Source organism: Amycolatopsis sp. CFH S0740 (assembly GCF_004522315.1).
Lineage (GTDB): Bacteria > Actinomycetota > Actinomycetes > Mycobacteriales > Pseudonocardiaceae > Amycolatopsis > Amycolatopsis nivea.
In genome coordinates, this window is the sequence record NZ_SDLS01000036.1 from 21591 (window position 1) to 38769 (window position 17179).

Sequence of the window (17179 nt, forward strand, 5' to 3'; positions counted from 1 at the left end):
ACGGGCATGCGGATCGACTTCCGGGCGTCCCGGCGTTCCACCGTCGGCGCGGAATGGGAACTCGCGCTGGTGGACCGGCGCAGCGGCGAACTGCGATCGGTCGCGGAGGAACTGCTCGCCGCGGTCCGGCCGGACGGCGCGCCCGAGCATCCCCGGATCAAACAGGAACTGCTGCTCAACACCATCGAGGTGGTCAGCGGCGTCTGCCGCACGGTCGGCGAGGTGAAGCACGACCTCGCCGAGGCGCTCGACGAGGTGCACCGCGTCGCCGACCCGCTGGGCGTCGAACTGTTCTCCGCGGGCTCGCACCCGTTTTCCTCGTGGTACCGGCAGAAGGTGACCGACAAGGAGCGCTACGCCAAGCTGATCGACCGCACCCAGTGGTGGGGCAGGCAGATGCTGATCTACGGCGTGCACGTCCACGTCGGGCTCGACCACCGGGACAAGGTGCTGCCGGTGCTCGACGGACTGCTGCGGTACGCGCCCCATCTGCAGGCGCTGTCCGCGTCGTCGCCGTACTGGTCCGGCGAGGACACCGGGTACGCCTCGAACCGGGCGCTGATGTTCCAGCAGCTGCCGACCGCCGGGCTGCCGTTCCAGTTCCGCGAATGGGCGGAGCTGGAAGGCTACGTCGAGGACATGTTCACCACCGGCGTGATCGATCATTTTTCCGAGATCCGCTGGGACATCCGCCCGGCCCCGCATTTCGGCACCATCGAGATGCGCGTGTGCGACGGACTGCCGACGCTGCAGGAGGTCGGCGCGATCTCGGCGCTCACCCAGTGCTTGGTGGACGATTTCAGCGACCGGCTCGACAAGGGCGAGACGCTGCCGGCGCTGCCGCCGTGGCACGTGCAGGAGAACAAGTGGCGAGCCGCCCGCTACGGCCTCGACGCGATCGTCATCCTCGACGCCGCCGGACGCGAACGGCTCGTCACCGAAGACCTCGCCGAACTGCTGGACCGGCTGGAACCGGTCGCCAAGCGGCTGGACTGCGTCCGCGAGCTGCGCGATGTCGAGAACATTCTCCAGGTCGGCGCGAGTTATCAGCGGCAGCGGGCGGTCGCCAAGCAGTACAACGGATCCTTGAAGGCCGTGGTCGCCGCGCTGGTCACCGAGATGCGCGAGGGCGTCCCGCACGTTTAGCTGTGGCCCGGGAGGCAGCGATGTCGCATACGTTCAGCACGCTTGTCGAGCTCAACGGCAAGACCGCCACCGGATTCCGGGTCCCGGCCGACGTTGTCGAGGCGCTCGGCCAGGGACGGCGGCCGAAAGTGCGGGTGACGATCGGCCCGCACACCTACCGCAGCACGGTCGCGGTCTATTCCGGCGACTTCATGCTGCCGCTCAGCGCGGCGAACCGGGAGGCGGCCGGGGTCGCCGCCGGGGAGACGGTCGAGGTCACGCTCGAAGCCGACCTCGCCGAGCGGACCGTCGAACTGCCGGATGAGCTGGCTTCGGCGCTGGCGGCAAGGCCCGGTGCGCGGGCGGCGTTCGACAAGCTTTCCTTTACCGCCCAACGGGAACGGACTGAAGCGGTCACCTCGGCCAAGCGCGCCGAAACCCGGGAACGGCGGATCGCGAAGATCGTCGCCGAGCTCGCCGGGGACGGGCTCCCCTAGCTGATCGTGACGCCGGGTTTGCCGAACCCGCCGAGCACGGTGTCGACGACGCGGGTGGCCAGCGCGTCCGGGTCGGCGGAGTCCTGGTCCTGCGCGGCTTCGTGGATGAGCGCGCAGTAGACGCGGCGCGCCCAGACCAGGTCGACGCCAGGCCGCAGCGCGCCGCTTTCCTCCAGCCGCCGGAAGAAAACGTCGCATTGGGCGAGCACGTCCGGGGTCAGGACGCCGTCCTCGGCCGGGTGCGCGTTCATCGCGAAGCCCCACCGGAGCTTGACGCTCAGCACCTTCGCGGTGACCTGGTAGAGCGCGACCAGCGGCGGCGTGACGTCGGGCCGGACGCTGGCGAGCGCGTTGTGGAACTGCTGCGTCGCCCACAGGGTCATCGCGTCGACCAGCGCCTCCCGGCTGGCGAACCGGCGGTGCACCGTGGTCCGCGAGACGCCCGCGGCCTCGGCGATCTGCTCCATGGTCGCCGCCGGGTTGTCGCTGAGCACCCGTTCGGCCGCCTCGAGGATCGCCTGGGCCGTCCGTTCCGAGTCCGCGCGCAGGGCCCGTTTCTCCATGCTGTCCAGTTTACGCCATGGTTGCCACTCGGTTCATAGTTGCGACACTGGTGTTGCAACTGCTAGCTTAGCTGCATCGCCTTTGACACGACTTTTTGGGGGTTTCGCGATGGACCTGCAGTTGACCGGCAAGACCGCGGTAGTCACCGGAGCGAGCCGGGGAATCGGCCTGGCCACGGTTTCCGCGCTGCTCGGCGAAGGAATGCGCGTGGTGGCCGCGGCCCGGACGATCACGCCGGAACTCAAGGAAACCGGCGCGGTGCCGATCTCCGTGGACCTCTCCACACCCGACGGTCCCGGACGGTTGATCGACCAAGCCGTCGCGGAACTCGGCGGATTGGACGTCCTGGTGAACAACGTCGGCGGCGGCGACAGCGCCAGCGGACAGGCCGGTGGTTTCCTGTCGATCGCGGACCAGCAGTGGACGGACCTGCTGGAACTGAATTTCCTCGCCGCTGTCCGGGCTTCCCGTGCCGCATTGCCCCACCTGATCGAACGCCGGGGCGCGATCGTCACGGTGTCCTCGAACGGCGCGCGGATTCCGCATTCGGGCCCGATCGCTTACACCACCGCGAAAGCCGCGCTGACCGCTTTCGGGAAGGCGTTGGCGGAGGAGTTCGGCCCCCAAGGCGTACGAGTCAACACGGTCTCGCCTGGGCCGGTGCGCACCGCGCTGTGGGAAGGCCCGGACAGCTACGGTGCCGAGCTGGCTTCGTCGATGGGGTTGGCGCACGAGGATCTGCTGGCCGCACTGCCCGCCGGTGCCGGAATGCTGACCGGACGGCTGATCGAACCGGATGAGGTGGCTACGTTGATCGCGTACCTGGCGTCGCCGCTGGCTGCGAGCATCACCGGGACGGACCACCTGGTGGACGCAGGCTCGGTGAAGACCGTGTGACGGCTAGCGCTGACGGGGCGGATGGCTGACTTGGCTGCTTGCGATTTGTCGCCGACGGCACGACACGAGCCGGAAGGTAACCGCTCTCGGCTAGCTGCTCGATGCCTCGCGAGGGCTTCTTTGCCGCGCGATTCACGATCGGCTGCGACGGGCGGGATCACGCGGAGCATTGCCGGGCTATGGACGAGGGCGTGCGGCGTTCGCTCGATCATGCCGCTCCCGCACCAGAATTCCCGACCCGGCCACGCGGCTCGCGACCAACCACCACCACGGAGGTGATCTCCCAAAGCCCCATCGGACAGCAGTTGCATCCGCGCGACGTCCGCTCAGCTCGCGCGGCAAGATCGCCGACTCGGGCGCGCAGCTCGCGAGCAGCCGCCACCACAGGCGTGATCCCCCGCAGCGCTGCTGAGCAGCGGCCGAGACCCCGCGACGTTCGCTCACAGCGCCGCTCCCGCAGCAGGATTTCCCGACCCAGCCACGCGACTCGCGCCTAACCACCACCACGGAGGTGATCCTCGAAGCCACACCAAACACCAGCCGCGGCCAAGCGAGCCCCGCTCAGCCGCCCAGTTCCCGCAGCAGCGTCCCCGGTCCGAGCACCAACGCGCCTAGATCGCCGACCCGGCCGCGCAGTTCTCGGTCGGCCGTCACCACCACGACGTGGTCGTCCGGGCGTTGGCGGGCGGCGGCGGTCACCTCGACGATCTTCGAATCGCCGTCCGTCTCCGCCGCGACGACCTCGACTCCGGGGATCGGCTCGACTCCTCTGGCCTTGCCCTCGACCACCAGCACCACCCGGGGCCACCAGGACCACGCCGGGCCCGCGCCGATTCCGGTTACGGAGTCGCGCAGACCTTGTTCGGCCGGACCGGTCAGCTGGTCGCGCAGTCGTTCCGCGGCGCCGTGGCGGTCGCGCCACCAGCCGTCGGGGCGGGAGCCCATCACGTTCGCCGCGTCGACGACCAGGACCAGTTCGCGGCCTAACTGCTCGCGCAGCACGGGCCAGGCGGCGGCGAAATCTCGGTGGAGGTCCAGTGCGGCCACCTCGTCCGGCGGGACCCAGCGCATCTCGGCGCTTTCCTCGTTCGCGACCTGGGCTTGCAACGCACTGTCGGCCAGGCCGAGGACCGTCGTGTACTGCCATTCGCCGTGGTCCAGCACCGAGGCAGACATCGCGCGGAACGCGGACGCGGGGATGGCGGCCTCTTCCCACGCCTCGCGGGCAGCGGCCTCGTGCACGGTCTCGCCGACTTCGAGCGCGCCGCCGGGCAGGGCCCACGTGCCGCCGTTGTGCACCCACGACGCGCGCTGCTGCAACAGCACCCCGCGGCTGGGATCGCACAACAACAAGCCGGCCGCGCCGAACGCGCCCCAGTGCTGCCTGCCGCAGGAGCACCGCACGAAGCGGTTGGCGGTCATCGGCGTCACCGGCCCAGCCTTCCACAGAACGTCGTGCGTGTTAATCCCGGTGAGAACCGTGAATGCCACGCACGAGCCCTGCGGAACCTCGTGCGCGCCTAGGCCGGTTCTAACCGGCGTACGCACTCACAACGTGTCCATCGCCAACGCCGCCGCCCCGACGATCGCCGTGTCGTCGCCCAGGTGCGCGGTCCGGATCCGGGCCAGCGGACGATGCCGTGCGCCCGTGATCGCTCCGGAGTAGTGCTCCCGGGCCTCGTCCAGGAACAGCGGCGCGGACTCCGACACTCCCCCGCCGATCACGATGATCTCCGGGTCGAAGACGTCCGCCACCAGGGCCAGTCCCTCGCCCAGCCATTTCGCCAGTTCCGCCATGGCGCGCAAGGCGATCGGGTCGCCGTCACGGGCCGCGCGGGCCACTCGGCGGCCGGTGACCGAACCGGGGTCGCCGGCGATTTCCCGGGACAGCACAGTCGACCGGCCGGGGTACCGGGCGAGCAGTTCGACGGCGGTCGCGGCCAGCGCGGTGCCGCTGCAATAGCGCTCCCAGCAGCCGTACTTGCCGCACGGGCACGCGCGACCGTTGCGCACCACCGTGAGGTGGCCGAGTTCCGGCGCGACCCCGTGGGCGCCCCGGTAAATCTCACCGTCCAGCAGCAAACCCGCGCCTATTCCGGTGCCCAGTGCGACCAACGCGGCCACCCCCGCACCGCGGGCGGCGCCGAAGCGGTGTTCGGCGACGACCGCCGAATTGACGTCGTGCTCCAGCGTCACCGAGAGGCCGACGCGCTTCGCGATCCGGTCCGCCACCGGAGCGTTGCGCCAGGCGAGATGCGGCGCGAACATCACCGAGCGCCGGTCGCGGGTCACGAAACCGGCCACGGCCAGGCCGACCGCGGCGACGTCGTGCCGGTTGCGCAGGTCTTCGACGACCCCGGCGATGGCGTCTTCGAGCGCGTTCTCCTCGCTCGGCGTCCCGACGCGCGCCGTGTCGAGCAGCGAGCCGCGCTCGTCCACGACGCCGGCGCGCACGCTGGTGCCGCCGACGTCCACCCCTACGGTCAGCAATCAGTTCTCCCGCTCCGGCTGCCAGTCCGCGCGCTTGCGGACGGCGATGTGCTGGACCCGCGACGCCGCCTCCGAAGAGGACGCCGCGGTCGCGGGCGGATGCGCGACAGGCCGGAATCCGGGCATGTGCACGCCCTCCTCCGGCTCCCACCGGTCCGCGAGCACCGCCCGCAGCAGCGCGACGAGCTGGGCGGCCTGTTCGAGGACCCTCGCCACGAACTCAGGCCGCTCGCCGCGCACGACGGCGACGATCGCACACAGCGGGCACCACCCGCATCCCGAAGTGCTGTCCTCCACACCGGACCCGCCCGGCGCGCCCGGTTCCTCCGGCGAGCCGTGCCCGGCGGCCATGACGCCTTCCAGCCACGGCGCGGCCCGTTCGATCACCATCTCGACCAGCAGCCGGATCTCCTCGGCCAGCTTCAGGCCGTCCGAAGAAGACCCCGCCGCGTGGTCGTCGCCGTGTTCTTCGCTCATCCGGCTCCCCGGTTCCCGGCCAGGCTGACCACCAGGCCGTCGGCGTCGGATTCCGCGCCGGTGATCCGGCACGGGCGCAGTGTCTCGGGCAGGGCGACCAGGCGGCGGAACCCGTCCACGGTGATCGCCAGGTCGTCGTCGACGCGGGCGAGGTCGACCGCCGAATCGCGGTCCAGCGGGAGCGCGACCCGCAGCCGGAAACCGTCCCCGTCGGCGGCCACCGACAGCAGCGGCGTGACCGGTTTCCCGTTGCCGGACAACGGATCCCGGCTGCCGTACAGTTCGCGGGCCAGTTCGGCGAGCGCCTCGGCGCCCACCGGTTCGCTCGCCCGGTGCTCGACGCGGGCCAGCTCGCCGGGGCCGAATCCGGCCTCGGCCAGTTCCGCCAGCACGGCGTCCTGCTGGTCCCGTCGGGTGCGCAGCCATTTCGCCGCCGATCCGCGCCAGAATCCGGGCGCGGGCATGAGCCGGTTGGCGATCAGTCCGTCGACCGCGATGCCGCGCAGCGCGAGCGACGTCAGCGTGCGCCGCGCCTCGGCGACCACCACTCGTTCCGGCGTCAGCACCAGCCGCACGGTCGTCACGCGCGGGTCGGTGAGCAGTTCGCGCAGCGCGTCGAGATGCGCGCCGAGCCGACGCACCGAAGCCGCGACGCGCCGGTTGCCGAACACCCGGCCCAAGTAGCCCGACACGGCTTCCGGCAGCGAAAGCAAGCGCAGCGTCTCAGCGGTCGGACCGCAGTCGACCACCACGGTATCCCACGGCCCCTGCGAAGCCAGCCGCCGCACCTCGCTCAGCGCGAGCAGTTCGTCGACGCCGGGCAGCACGGTCAGCTCTTCCGCGTCCAGGACGTCCAGACCGGCTCCGGCCAGCACTTTCCGCAGTTCGCCGCGCAGCTCGTGCCAGGTGCGGTCGGCCAACGCCCGCGAGTCGACCTGCGCCGCCCAGAGACCGGCAGGCGTGCCGTCGCGGCGGAGGTCCACTTCGGAGGGTTCGGCGCCGAGCGGCGTGCCGAACGCGTCGCCGAGCGAATGCGCCGGGTCGGTGGACACGACGAGCGTCTTCCTGCCGCGGCCGGCGAGCGCGGCCGCGGTAGCCGCGGCGAGCGTCGTTTTCCCGACACCCCCCTTGCCGGTGAACAGCAGGATGCGCATCTAGCCCTCAGCCCTGCGCTTGAGCTCCTTGAGCGCGGTGTCCATGACCATCTTCTCCGCCTTGCGCCGCAGCAGCCCGATCATCGGCAGCGCCAGCTCGACCGACAGCGTGTAGGTGACGCGGGTGCGCCCGCCGTCGAGCGGCTCGAGCGCGTACCGGCCGTTCTGCGCCTTCTGCATCTGGCCCTTGACCAGGTGCCAGCTGACGCCGAGACCGGAATCGTCCCAGTCGTATTCGAGTGTGTACACGTCCTTGATCGGCCCGGCGTCGAGGGTCAGCTTCACCTGTTTCGCCCGGCCCGCGTCGTCGGTCGCGAGCACCTCGGTCTCGCGGACCGCCTTGGCCCACTCCGGGTACGCGGGGAAATCGGAGATCACCGACATGACCCGCGCGGGCTCGGCGTCGACCTCGATGGACTGCGTGGACTGCTCGGCCATGGGACGAAGCGTAGCCGGACAGCACAGTCACCAGCGCAGCACGTAGGGCTGCCCGGTCTCCTTGAAGTGACCCACGTTACGGCACTCGGTGTGCGCGACCCGGCGCCGCGCGGCCAGCGGCTGGTGCACGTGCCCGAACACCGACCAGCGCGGACGCTGCCGCCGGATCAGGTCCAGCAGCGCCTTCGAACCGATTTCGGCGCGGCGCGCGACCACGTCGTAAGTCAGTTCGGGCACCGCGGGCGGAATGTGCGTGCACAGCACGTCGACCTCGTCCAGCAGCGAGACCGCCGCGTCGAACTCCTCGCGTGCTCGCAAGTACGGCCGCCACGCCGCGCCCTTGCGTGGACGCGGAAGCACGCCGTCCGGCAGGACCGCCCCGCCGGCGAAGCCGAACCGCAGGCCGCCGATGGTGACGACCTCGCCGTCGACCAGGTGCACGCCCTCGCCGGCGAACTCCGGCCACGCCGAAGGCGCGTCGACGTTGCCGGGGATCGCGTACGTCGGCGCGGTCATCGAAGCGAACAATGTCGAGTACTGCTCGCGGACCGCTTCGTCGACCGCGGCGGCCGGATCGTCCAGGGTGGCCCACAGCGTGCGCGAGTAGGCGACCGTCTCGTCCCTGGTGCCTTCGCGGCGCAGGCGGGCGAACTCGCCGACCTTCTCCGCGCCGAACAGCACGCCCATGATGCCTTTGTCGTGGTCGTGGTAGTCGACGAAGTCGAGCAGGTCGCCCAGCACGACCAGCGCGTCCGCCCCGTCCCCCGCCCGCTTCAGCGCGTCGGCATTGCCGTGCACGTCCGAAACGACGTGAACCCGCACAAGAGCCTCCTACTCGACGGGCCGGGGCGGAATCCCCGGCTCGCGCCCGTCCTCGAGGATCTCCTTCAGTCCCAGCGCCACTTCCTTCGCCGCGCGCGCCCGCCGGTCGAATTCGCGGCGCAGTTCGCGCGGGCTCAGCTCGCGCGGGACGCCGCCGGGACCGGCAGGCGTGGCCCGCAGGAAGTAGTGCAGCACCGTGCCGTCGAGAACAGGTTCCAGCCAGACCTCCATGGTACCGATCAAGGCGCCCGTGACGGTCCAGCGCAGGCCCTTGTCCCCCCGGTCGGTGTAGACCCGCAACTCCAGGTCGGGCCAGTAGCGCCGCCACGAACGCGGGTCGGCGAAGGCGGCAGCGACGGTCGACGGGGGCACGACGAGGAAGGTCTCGTCGACAAGATCGAGAGCTGGCGGTTCGTGCACCCGGACACGATGTCACGACCTCGCCGCGCGCTCCGTGCCAGCATGGTCTTAAGGTCTACGGCACGCTAAGTTGACTGGCGGGTAACCGCACGCGTCGAACACGGAGGTCCACGTGCGCGAATACAGCGCCCCCGCCGGGAAGCCGGTGACCGACGACGAGAACCTGGCCGATGTCGTCTGGGCGAACGCGGAGCGGTTCTCCGACGTGGTCAGCTTCCGGAGGCAGGTCGAGGGCACCTGGCTGGACGTCACCGCGAAGGACTTCGCCGACCAGGTCGCGGCCGTGGCCAAGGGCCTGATCGCGGCGGGCGTCGGGCACGGCGACCGCGTCGCGCTGATGTCCAAGACCCGTTACGAGTGGACTCTGGTCGACTTCGCGATCTGGGCCGCGGGCGCGGTCACGGTGCCGATCTACGAGACCTCGTCGCCCGAACAGGTGTACTGGATCCTTTCCGACTCGGCGGCCAAGGCCGTCGTCGTGGAGACCGGCGCGCACCGCAAGGCGGTCGACGAGATCAGCGGGCGGCTCAGCGCGCTCGAGAACATCTGGCAGATCGAGGGCGGCTCCCCCGCGGTCGACGAGCTGACCGCGCTGGGCGCCGAGGTCTCCGACGAGGACCTGCACACCCGCCGCCGCGGCGTGACCGCGAACGAGACGGCCACCATCGTCTACACCTCGGGCACCACCGGGCGGCCCAAGGGCGTCGAGCTGACCCACCGGAACCTGCTCGCCGAGATCCGCGCGGACATCGAGGCCTTCCCGGAGCTGATGGAGCAGGGCAACTCGCTGCTGTGCTTCCTGCCTCTCGCGCACATCCTCGCCCGCGCGATCGCCATCACCGCGCTCACCGCCCGGGTCACCCTGGGCCACACGCCGGACGTGAAGAACCTGGTCCCGGACCTCGGCACGTTCCGGCCGACGTTCGTGGTCGCCGTGCCGCGCGTGTTCGAGAAGGTTTACAACACCGCCAAGCAGAAGGCGCACGCCGACGGCAAGGGCAAGATCTTCGACGCCGCCGAGGCCACCGCGGTCGCGTACAGCGAGGCGCAGGAAAAGGGCGGCGCCGGACTGGGTCTGCGCGCGAAGCACCTGGTGTTCGACAAGCTGGTGTACGGCAAGCTCCGCGCCGCGTTGGGCGGCCGCTGCATCGCCGCGGTGTCCGGCGGGGCCCCGCTGGGCGCGCGGCTGGCGCACTTCTTCCGCGGCATCGGCGTGCCGGTGTTCGAGGGCTACGGCCTCACCGAAACGTCGGCCGCGGCGAACGTGAACACCAGCGCGGCGTTCCGCGTCGGCACCGTCGGGCGTCCGGTCGCGGGCACCTCGGTGCGCATCGCGGAGGACGGCGAGGTCCTGCTCAAGGGCGACGTCGTATTCGGCCGGTACTACAACAACCCGGAGGCGAGCGCGGAAGCCCTCACCGACGGCTGGTTCCACACCGGCGACCTCGGCGAACTGGACGCGGAAGGCTTCCTCAAGATCACCGGCCGCAAGAAGGAGATCATCGTGACGGCGGGCGGCAAGAACGTCGCCCCGTCCGGTCTCGAGGACACCATCAAGGCCTCGCCGCTGGTGAGCCAGGTGATGGTGGTCGGCGACCAGCGGCCGTTCATCGCCGCGCTGGTGACGATCGACGAGGAGTACTTCCCGGCCTGGAAGTCCCAGCACGGCAAGCCGGAAGCGGCGACGGTGTCGGAACTGGCCGAGGACGCGGACCTGCGCGCCGAGATCCAGGCGGCGGTCGACGAGGCGAACAAGCAGGTGTCGCACGCGGAGTCGATCAAGAAGTTCACCGTGCTGGCGAACGACTTCACCGAAGCCGGCGGCGAGATCACGCCGAGCCTGAAGCTGAAGCGGAACGTGGTGAACAAGAACTACGCCTCCGACATCGAGGCGCTGTACCGGAAGTGACCCGGTCCCGCGAAAACGGGCCCGCGCCGATCGCCGGCGCGGGCCCGTTTTCCGTCTGTCGCCCAGGCTGCGGGAGTCAGGCCTGCGGCGGCTGAGCCTGGTACTGCTGCTGCGGCGCCTGCGCGTACTGCTGCTGCGGGGCGGCCTGCTGCTGTTGCTGCGGCGACTGTTGCTGCTGAGTGCCGTCCGGGACCACGTACACCGCGGTGCCGTAGGCGGCGATCTCACTGGCCGTGCCGGCGATTTCGTTGCAGTCGAAGCGCAGCGCGAGCACGGCGTTGGCCCCGTGCTGCATGGCCTCCTGGCACAGCCGGAAAAGAGCTTCGTGGCGCGAGTCGGACAGCAGCTTGGTGAGGCCCTTGAGCTCGCCGCCTCCCATCGCCTTGAACCCGGAACCGATGTTGGAGAACATGTTGCGGCTGCGGACGGTGAGCCCGAAGACCTCGCCGAACACGCGGACGACGCGGTACCCGGGCAGATCGTTCATGGTCGACAGCAGGATCGGGAACTGCTGCGGTGGCGCGGCTTGAGTCATGCGCGGATCGTATCGTCGGCGGGCCGCTCACGCTGTGATTCGCGCGGTCCAGTCCAGATGATGCCGATATGCCCAGCCTCGTTCCTCGCCGACGTCCTGGCCCGCGCTGGCCGCCACGAGCTTCTCGACCCGGGCGCGGCGCAGCCGGTCGTAGGCCGCGAACGCCGCGGGCGCGTCCGGCAGATCGCGCAGGCACTGGCCGAGCACCACGGCGTCTTCCAGCGCCATCGACGCGCCCTGTCCCGCTGCGGGGGACGCCGCGTGCGCGGCGTCGCCGGCCAGCACCATCGACGGCGTCGACCAGACGCGGGTGGTCGGCAGGTCGTAGGAATGGCCGCCGTGCACGTCGTCGCCGGTCGCGGCCACGATCGCGGCGCACGGCAGCGGGTCGTCCGCGAACGCGGCGTGGGTGAACTCACGCCAGCCTTCCGGGGTGACGGCGGCGATCTCGGCGCGCGAGCGTTCGGAGTCGGGGACGCGGGCGAACCAGAACGTCGCGCCGTCCGGGTCGGTGGTGTAGCCGAACGCGGCGCGGCTGCCGCGGAACATCCGGTAGCTGCCCTGCGCGGCAGGAAGTCCTTCAGCGCGGGTGTAGCCGTAGACCACGGTGAGGCCGGTGAAGCGCGGCGGTTCGGCCTGCGGGTCGATGAGCGTGCGGACGACGGAATGCAGCCCGTCCGCACCGACGAGCACATCGCCGGACGCGGTGGTGCCGTCCTGGAATGTCGCGGTGACGCCGTCGGTCGCGGAAACCAAGCGCTTGCCGTGGACGATTTCGACGCCGCGGCGTTCCGCTTCCTGTTGCAGCGCACGGTAAAGCGCGGCGCGGGTGAGGGTGCGCGGGCCGTCGAGTTCGCGGTCGAACTCGTGCGCGCCGAGCGTGGTTCCGTCCGGGCCGACGAGTTCCATGCCGGTCGAGGGGAAGGACGCCTCGATCACCGGAGTGTCGGCGTCGATCGCACGCAACGCGTTCATGCCGTTGTGCATGACGACGAGGAACGCGCCCGCGTCCGCTCCCCCGCTGGGATGCGCCTCGTAGACGACCGGCTCGTGCCCGGCGCGCTGCAGCGCCATCGCCGTGACTGTGCCCGCGACTCCGCCGCCTGCGATCAAAACCCGCATCGTGCCCCCCCTGGAAACGACCGTGCCGCCGCCACCGTAGCGGGTGGCGGCGGCACGGAACCAGCGAAGATCAGGCGCGCTGCGCGATCGCGAGCCGCTGGGGCGAGGTTTTGCCGTCTGTGAGGGCCTCCCTGAGGGAATCTGATTCCCTCAGGGAGGCCGCACAGACAAGCAGAAACGGTCACCCGGGTAGGAAACCGGTCATTTCGCCGCCTGATTGCGTCCTTTGTGGACGGTCAGCATGCCGGAACCGCCCGGGCCAAGTCCCTGGCAGGGGAATCAGATCCCCTCAGACCTGAACACGCATTTCGCGCACGGCTTGCGACCAGCGAAGATCAGGCGCGCTGCGCGACCGCGAGCCGTACGCAGACGGCGAGGGCGCGGACGGCCTCCTCCACCTCGGCCAGCTCGGGGAAGGTCGGCGCGATGCGGATGACCGCGTCGGCCGGGTCGTCGCCGTGCGGGTGGGTGGCCCCGGCCGGGGTCAGCGCGACGCCCGCCTCCTTGGCCAGCCGCACGACCTCCTTCGCGGTGCCCTCGGGCACGGTCAGCGAGACGAAGTACCCGCCGGTCGGCTTGGTCCAGGTCGCCAGGTCGCTCAGCTCCTCGGTGAGGATGCGCTCGACGGCGGCGAACTTGGGCGCGATCAGCTCGGCGTGCTTGCGCATCAGCGCGCGGACGCCGTCGGCGTCCTTGAGGAACAGCGCGTGGCGCAGCTGGTTGACCTTGTCCGGGCCGATGGTGCGCTTGCTCAGCACGCTCTGCCACCAGGCGAGGTTCGCCTCGGACGCGCCGAAGAAGCCGACGCCGGCCCCGGCGAAGGTGATCTTCGAGGTGGAGCCGAACACGAACGCGCGGTCCGGGTTCCCGGCCTCGGCGCAGAGCGCGAGGATGTCGGCCAGCTCCGGCTCGTCCTCGGTGAGGTGGTGGACCGCGTAGGCGTTGTCCCAGACGATCCGGAAGTCCGGCGCGGCGGTGGGCATCGCGGCGAGCCGGCCCGCGACCTCGGCGCTGAAGGTGACGCCGGTCGGGTTGGAGTACTTCGGCACGCACCAGATGCCCTTGACCGCGGCGTCCTCGGCGACCAGCCGCTCGACGACGTCCATGTCCGGGCCGGTCTCGGTCATCGGCACCGGGACCAGTTCGATGCCGAACCGCTCGGCGAGCGCGAAGTGCCGGTCGTAGCCGGGCACCGGGCACAGCATCGCGATCCGGGGCTCGTCGGCCCAGCGGCGCGGCGCGCCCGGCAGGGTGCTGAGCATCGCCTGCGCGATCGTGTCGTGCATCAGCTCCAGGCTCGAGTTGCCCGCGGCGAACAGCTGCTCGACCGGCACCTGCAGCGCGTCGGCGAAGATGCGGCGCAGCTCCGGCAGCCCCTTGAGCCCGCCGTAGTTGCGGGTGTCGGTGCCGTCCTCGGCCTTGTACTGGCCGTTCGGCAGCGTCAGGAGATCCGCGGAGAGGTCGAGCTGCCGGGGCGACGGCTTGCCGCGGGTGATGTCCAGGGACAGTCCGCGCTCGACCAGCGCGGTGTAGTCGCGACGGGCAGTGTCGACATCGACAGGAGCTGTGGTCATACCACCACGCTAAACCGCGAGCGCAAGCCAGTTCGGGTGACCCCCGGCTCTCGTGGGCTAGCGTGGGGCCCGTGCGGTACCTGGTGCATGCCGAGCAGCGGCAGTTCTCCTTGCAGGACAAGGACGCCTGGCGTCCCGGCGACGGCGGGTGGACCGACGAGGCGGTGTCGGCGCACCGCGTCGCGGTAGAGCCGTCGTCGCTCTCCGTGGCGACCGCGCGCTCCGACTGGGTCGAGGTCGATGTGTCGGTAAGCACAGCGATGCCGCCGGTGCTGCCGGACGCGTCCCACGTGGTGGAAGCCGATCTCGACGTCCCCGGCGGCGTGGCGACGCTCGCCGGACCCGCCGATTACGCCCGCCAGGAACACCGGATCGCAGTCCCGCCCGGGCGGTACCGGGTCCGAGTGTCCTATGTGGAGAGCGGCCCGCCGGACGCGGAATGGCACGACCACGAGTTCGGCGAGCATTTCCGGTACGTGCTGGACCTGTGGCCGTCCGCCGGGGCCGCCCCGGTCGCGGTGCTGCGCGCGGGCCCCGGGGTCTGGGACGGCTGATATCCCGTTGGCGGCGAGGGGCCGCGGACGGCAGACTCGGCGGCATGCAGTGGATCACCACCGAGATCGGCGAAGAGTTCGTGCGCGGTGCACTCGAGCTGGAACGCACGCCGCAGGGCTTGCTGCCGCACCGGCTGACCGCGCGGGCGCGGGCGCAGAACACCGACAGCAGGCTCGCGATGGCGGAGACCCAGCCGTCCGGCGTGCGCCTGGCGTTCCGCACCGAGTCGACGGCGATCGAACTGGACACCCACCGCACGAAGGTCGGCTACGTGGGCGTGCCGCCCTTGCCGGACGGCCTCTACGACCTGGTGCTGAACGGGCGTCCGGCAGGCTCCGCGACCGTCTCCGGCGGCGACGAACTGATCCTCGACATGATGACCGGCGAGGGCGAAACCCGCCCCGGCCCGCCCGGCACGGTCCGGTTCTCCGACCTGCCTTCGGGCGTCAAAGACGTCGAGATCTGGTTGCCGCACAACGAAACCACCCGGCTGGTCGCGTTGCGCACCACCGGCCCGATCACTCCGCTGCCGCGCGATCGGCGCGTCTGGCTGCACCATGGCAGCTCGGTCAGCCACGGCACCGGCGCGGCAGGCCCGTCGCAGACATGGCCCGCGCTGGCCGCCGCTGCCGCCGGGGTCGATCTGATCAACCTGGGTTTCAGCGGGAGCGCTCTGCTGGACCCGTTCACCGCGCGGGCTCTTCGCGACACACCCGCCGATCTGATCAGCGTGAAGCTGGGAATCAACATCGTGAACGCGGACCTGATGCGGTTGCGTGCTTTCGGCCCGGCGGTGCACGGATTCCTGGACACGATCCGGGAGGGCCATCCGGACGTTCCGCTGGTGGTGGTTTCCGCATTGCTGTGCCCGATCCACGAGGACACGCCGGGTCCGGGAGCGCCGGATTTCAGCACCGGAACGCTCCGGTTCAAGGCCACCGGCGATCCCGCCGCCGTCGCGGAGGGAAAGCTGACGCTGAAGGTGATCCGGGAGGAACTGGCACGGGTCGTCCGGGACCGGGAGGATCCGGCACTGTCCTACGTGGACGGACTCTCGCTGTACGGGGAAGAGGATTTCGCCGCACACCCGCTGCCGGACGCGCTGCACCCGGACGCGGCGACGCACCGGTTCGTGGGCGAACGGTTCGCCAAGCAGGTCTTCGGACCAGGCGGTCCCTTCGCCGGTTGAGGCGCGCTGCTAGTTTTCGAACCATGGCGGACCACACTCTCCGGACACAGCTGACCCACCCCGATCGCGGCGTCCTGCTGTTCGGCATCACGCCGCCCCGCCTCAGCAACACCCCCGAGCGGATCCGGGAGATCACCGCCGCCACCCTGGCGCGGCTGAGCGACCTCGACGTCGACGGCCTCGCCCTGTACGACATCGACGACGAGAGCGACCGCAACCCCGAGGAGCGGCCGTTCCCCTACCTGCCGACCCTCGACCCGGTGCGCTACCACGCGGACTATCTCAGCGAGTGGGACCGTCCGGCGGTCATCTACCGGTGCGTCGGCAAGTACCCCGAAGGCGAGCTGCGGGACTGGCTGCGGAACGCCGACGCCGACCGCGTGCTGTCGGTCTTCGTCGGGGCTTCGTCGAAGGGCAAGGAGGTGCACACCCGGCTGTCCGAGGCACAGGCGTTGCGCCGGGAAGTGCGCCCCGACCTGCTGCTCGGCGGCGTCGCGATCACCGAACGGCCCGACGAGCACCTGCGGCTGATCGCCAAACAGCAAGCTGGCTGCGCGTACTTCATCTCGCAGGTGATCTACAGCGCCGACGCGGCGAAGAGCATGGTCTCCGACTACTTCTACGCGTGCCGTGAGCAGGGCCTCGAGCCGAAACCGGTCCTGTTCACGCTCTCGGTCTGCGGTTCGGCGAAGACGCTGGCGTTCCTCAAGTGGCTCGGCGTGCATGTCCCGCGGTGGCTGGAGAATTCCCTGCGCCACGCGGACGACACCCTGGCCGAGTCGTATGACCAGTGCCTGGCGAACGCCCGGGAACTGGCTGCGTTCTGCCGCAAGCTCGGGATGCCGTTCGGGTTTCTCGTGGAGAGCGTGTCCATCCGGAAGGTCGAGATCGAGGCGTCAGTGGCTCTCGCGCGCGAGGTGAGCGGGCTGCTCGGCCGAAGCGCTACAGCGGATCCAGCGCGGTGATCTTCCACCGCCCGTCAGTCCGACGCGCAGTCACCGACAACTGCCCCACCGACGACTGAGGCGCACCACCACCCGGCAAGATCGTCTGCTGATCCAGGAAAAGCAGCAAACTCGCATCATCACCGTGCAACGAACGAACCCCGATCGCCCGCACCGTCGTGGTCCGGACGAGCTTCTCAGTCGCCGCACGCTGCCGAGCCGCGGTGAACTGGCTCTGATACTGCCCCACAGCCGAACCAGTCAGCACGTCAGCCGCCGCGCGCGCAGTGCGGTCCAAATTCGCGTAGTCGTAGGAAAAAAGCGCCTTTACCGCAGCACTGACCTGGTCGGTGACCTGCGACGTCGCTTCCGTATCGACCATCGCCTCGTCATCCTCAGGCTGCAGCAACGACGCCTGCACGCCGAACCACACCGCGCACGCCAGCGCGACTGCGGTCACTCCCGCG

Annotated in this window: 19 protein-coding genes; 7 read left to right on the forward strand and 12 right to left on the reverse strand. The window is 70.4% G+C overall.

What is annotated here, in order from left to right:
* Positions 1-6 precede the first annotated feature (6 nt).
* Positions 7-1146, forward strand: a complete 1140-nt coding sequence (locus tag EIZ45_RS39170) for a glutamate--cysteine ligase (RefSeq protein ID WP_134668549.1) — start codon at positions 7-9, stop codon at positions 1144-1146.
* 20 nt (positions 1147-1166) lie between these two features.
* On the forward strand, positions 1167-1622 hold the full coding sequence (locus tag EIZ45_RS39175) for a YdeI/OmpD-associated family protein (RefSeq protein ID WP_043829118.1): 456 nt from the start codon (positions 1167-1169) through the stop codon (positions 1620-1622).
* Here EIZ45_RS39175 and EIZ45_RS39180 read toward each other — a convergent pair.
* Positions 1619-2185: a TetR/AcrR family transcriptional regulator gene (locus EIZ45_RS39180; protein ID WP_134668552.1), complete on the reverse strand. Its 567-nt coding sequence runs from the start codon at positions 2183-2185 to the stop codon at positions 1619-1621. The two genes, EIZ45_RS39175 and EIZ45_RS39180, sit on opposite strands and share 4 nt — an antisense overlap.
* A gap of 109 nt (positions 2186-2294) precedes the next feature.
* Between EIZ45_RS39180 and EIZ45_RS39185 the strand changes: the two genes are divergently transcribed.
* Positions 2295-3083, forward strand: a complete 789-nt coding sequence (locus EIZ45_RS39185) for an oxidoreductase (protein WP_134668554.1) — start codon at positions 2295-2297, stop codon at positions 3081-3083.
* 561 nt (positions 3084-3644) lie between these two features.
* On the opposite strand, the gene EIZ45_RS39190 is transcribed toward EIZ45_RS39185, so the two are convergent.
* The 7 genes from EIZ45_RS39190 to EIZ45_RS39220 all read right to left on the reverse strand — a co-directional run bounded on the left by EIZ45_RS39190 (position 3645) and on the right by EIZ45_RS39220 (position 8884).
* On the reverse strand, positions 3645-4514 hold the full coding sequence (locus EIZ45_RS39190) for an NUDIX domain-containing protein (protein ID WP_134668557.1): 870 nt from the start codon (positions 4512-4514) through the stop codon (positions 3645-3647).
* A 117-nt stretch (positions 4515-4631) separates the two neighbouring features.
* Entirely contained in the window at positions 4632-5558 is a 927-nt protein-coding gene (locus EIZ45_RS39195) for an ROK family protein (RefSeq protein ID WP_037810117.1), read from the reverse strand.
* A 15-nt stretch (positions 5559-5573) separates the two neighbouring features.
* Positions 5574-6050 carry a hypothetical protein gene (locus tag EIZ45_RS39200; RefSeq protein WP_134668559.1) on the reverse strand — a complete coding sequence of 159 codons (477 nt, stop codon included), beginning with the start codon at positions 6048-6050 and terminating at the stop codon, positions 5574-5576.
* A complete protein-coding gene (locus EIZ45_RS39205) occupies positions 6047-7204 on the reverse strand; it encodes an ArsA family ATPase (RefSeq protein WP_134668561.1) in 1158 nt (385 codons plus the stop codon). Before EIZ45_RS39205 ends, EIZ45_RS39200 begins: the two co-directional genes overlap by 4 nt.
* Positions 7205-7642, reverse strand: coding sequence for an SRPBCC family protein (locus EIZ45_RS39210; RefSeq protein WP_134668564.1), 438 nt, complete (start codon positions 7640-7642; stop codon positions 7205-7207).
* Between the two features lie 27 nt (positions 7643-7669).
* Complete coding sequence (locus EIZ45_RS39215; protein ID WP_134668566.1) at positions 7670-8464, reverse strand: metallophosphoesterase; 795 nt, start codon at positions 8462-8464, stop codon at positions 7670-7672.
* A 9-nt stretch (positions 8465-8473) separates the two neighbouring features.
* Positions 8474-8884: a polyketide cyclase / dehydrase and lipid transport gene (locus EIZ45_RS39220; protein WP_134668568.1), complete on the reverse strand. Its 411-nt coding sequence runs from the start codon at positions 8882-8884 to the stop codon at positions 8474-8476.
* Between the two features lie 112 nt (positions 8885-8996).
* Between EIZ45_RS39220 and EIZ45_RS39225 the strand changes: the two genes are divergently transcribed.
* Positions 8997-10793 (forward strand): long-chain fatty acid--CoA ligase, encoded by a 1797-nt coding sequence (locus EIZ45_RS39225; protein ID WP_043829108.1) that lies wholly within the window; start codon positions 8997-8999, stop codon positions 10791-10793.
* Positions 10794-10869: 76 nt separating this feature from the next.
* Here EIZ45_RS39225 and EIZ45_RS39230 read toward each other — a convergent pair whose 3' ends face one another.
* The 3 genes from EIZ45_RS39230 to EIZ45_RS39240 form a co-directional block, all read right to left on the reverse strand.
* A complete protein-coding gene (locus EIZ45_RS39230; protein WP_134668571.1) occupies positions 10870-11328 on the reverse strand; it encodes a YbjQ family protein in 459 nt (152 codons plus the stop codon).
* Between the two features lie 27 nt (positions 11329-11355).
* On the reverse strand, positions 11356-12450 hold the full coding sequence (locus tag EIZ45_RS39235) for an FAD-dependent monooxygenase (protein ID WP_134668574.1): 1095 nt from the start codon (positions 12448-12450) through the stop codon (positions 11356-11358).
* 335 nt (positions 12451-12785) lie between these two features.
* On the reverse strand, positions 12786-14024 hold the full coding sequence (locus tag EIZ45_RS39240; protein ID WP_134736106.1) for an aminotransferase class I/II-fold pyridoxal phosphate-dependent enzyme: 1239 nt from the start codon (positions 14022-14024) through the stop codon (positions 12786-12788).
* Between the two features lie 71 nt (positions 14025-14095).
* Here EIZ45_RS39240 and EIZ45_RS39245 point away from each other — a divergent pair, with 71 nt between their 5' ends.
* Genes EIZ45_RS39245 through EIZ45_RS39255 form a run of 3 tightly spaced genes read left to right on the forward strand, consistent with a single transcriptional unit; the run spans position 14096 to position 16733 of the window.
* Positions 14096-14578 (forward strand): hypothetical protein, encoded by a 483-nt coding sequence (locus tag EIZ45_RS39245; protein ID WP_134668576.1) that lies wholly within the window; start codon positions 14096-14098, stop codon positions 14576-14578.
* 44 nt (positions 14579-14622) lie between these two features.
* Entirely contained in the window at positions 14623-15768 is a 1146-nt protein-coding gene (locus EIZ45_RS39250) for a GDSL-type esterase/lipase family protein (RefSeq protein ID WP_134668578.1), read from the forward strand.
* Between the two features lie 23 nt (positions 15769-15791).
* Positions 15792-16733 (forward strand): methylenetetrahydrofolate reductase, encoded by a 942-nt coding sequence (locus EIZ45_RS39255; protein WP_134668580.1) that lies wholly within the window; start codon positions 15792-15794, stop codon positions 16731-16733.
* Here EIZ45_RS39255 and EIZ45_RS39260 read toward each other — a convergent pair.
* A complete protein-coding gene (locus EIZ45_RS39260; protein ID WP_240690901.1) occupies positions 16711-17172 on the reverse strand; it encodes a hypothetical protein in 462 nt (153 codons plus the stop codon). The genes EIZ45_RS39255 and EIZ45_RS39260 overlap by 23 nt on opposite strands.
* Between the last annotated feature and the right edge of the window lie 7 nt (positions 17173-17179).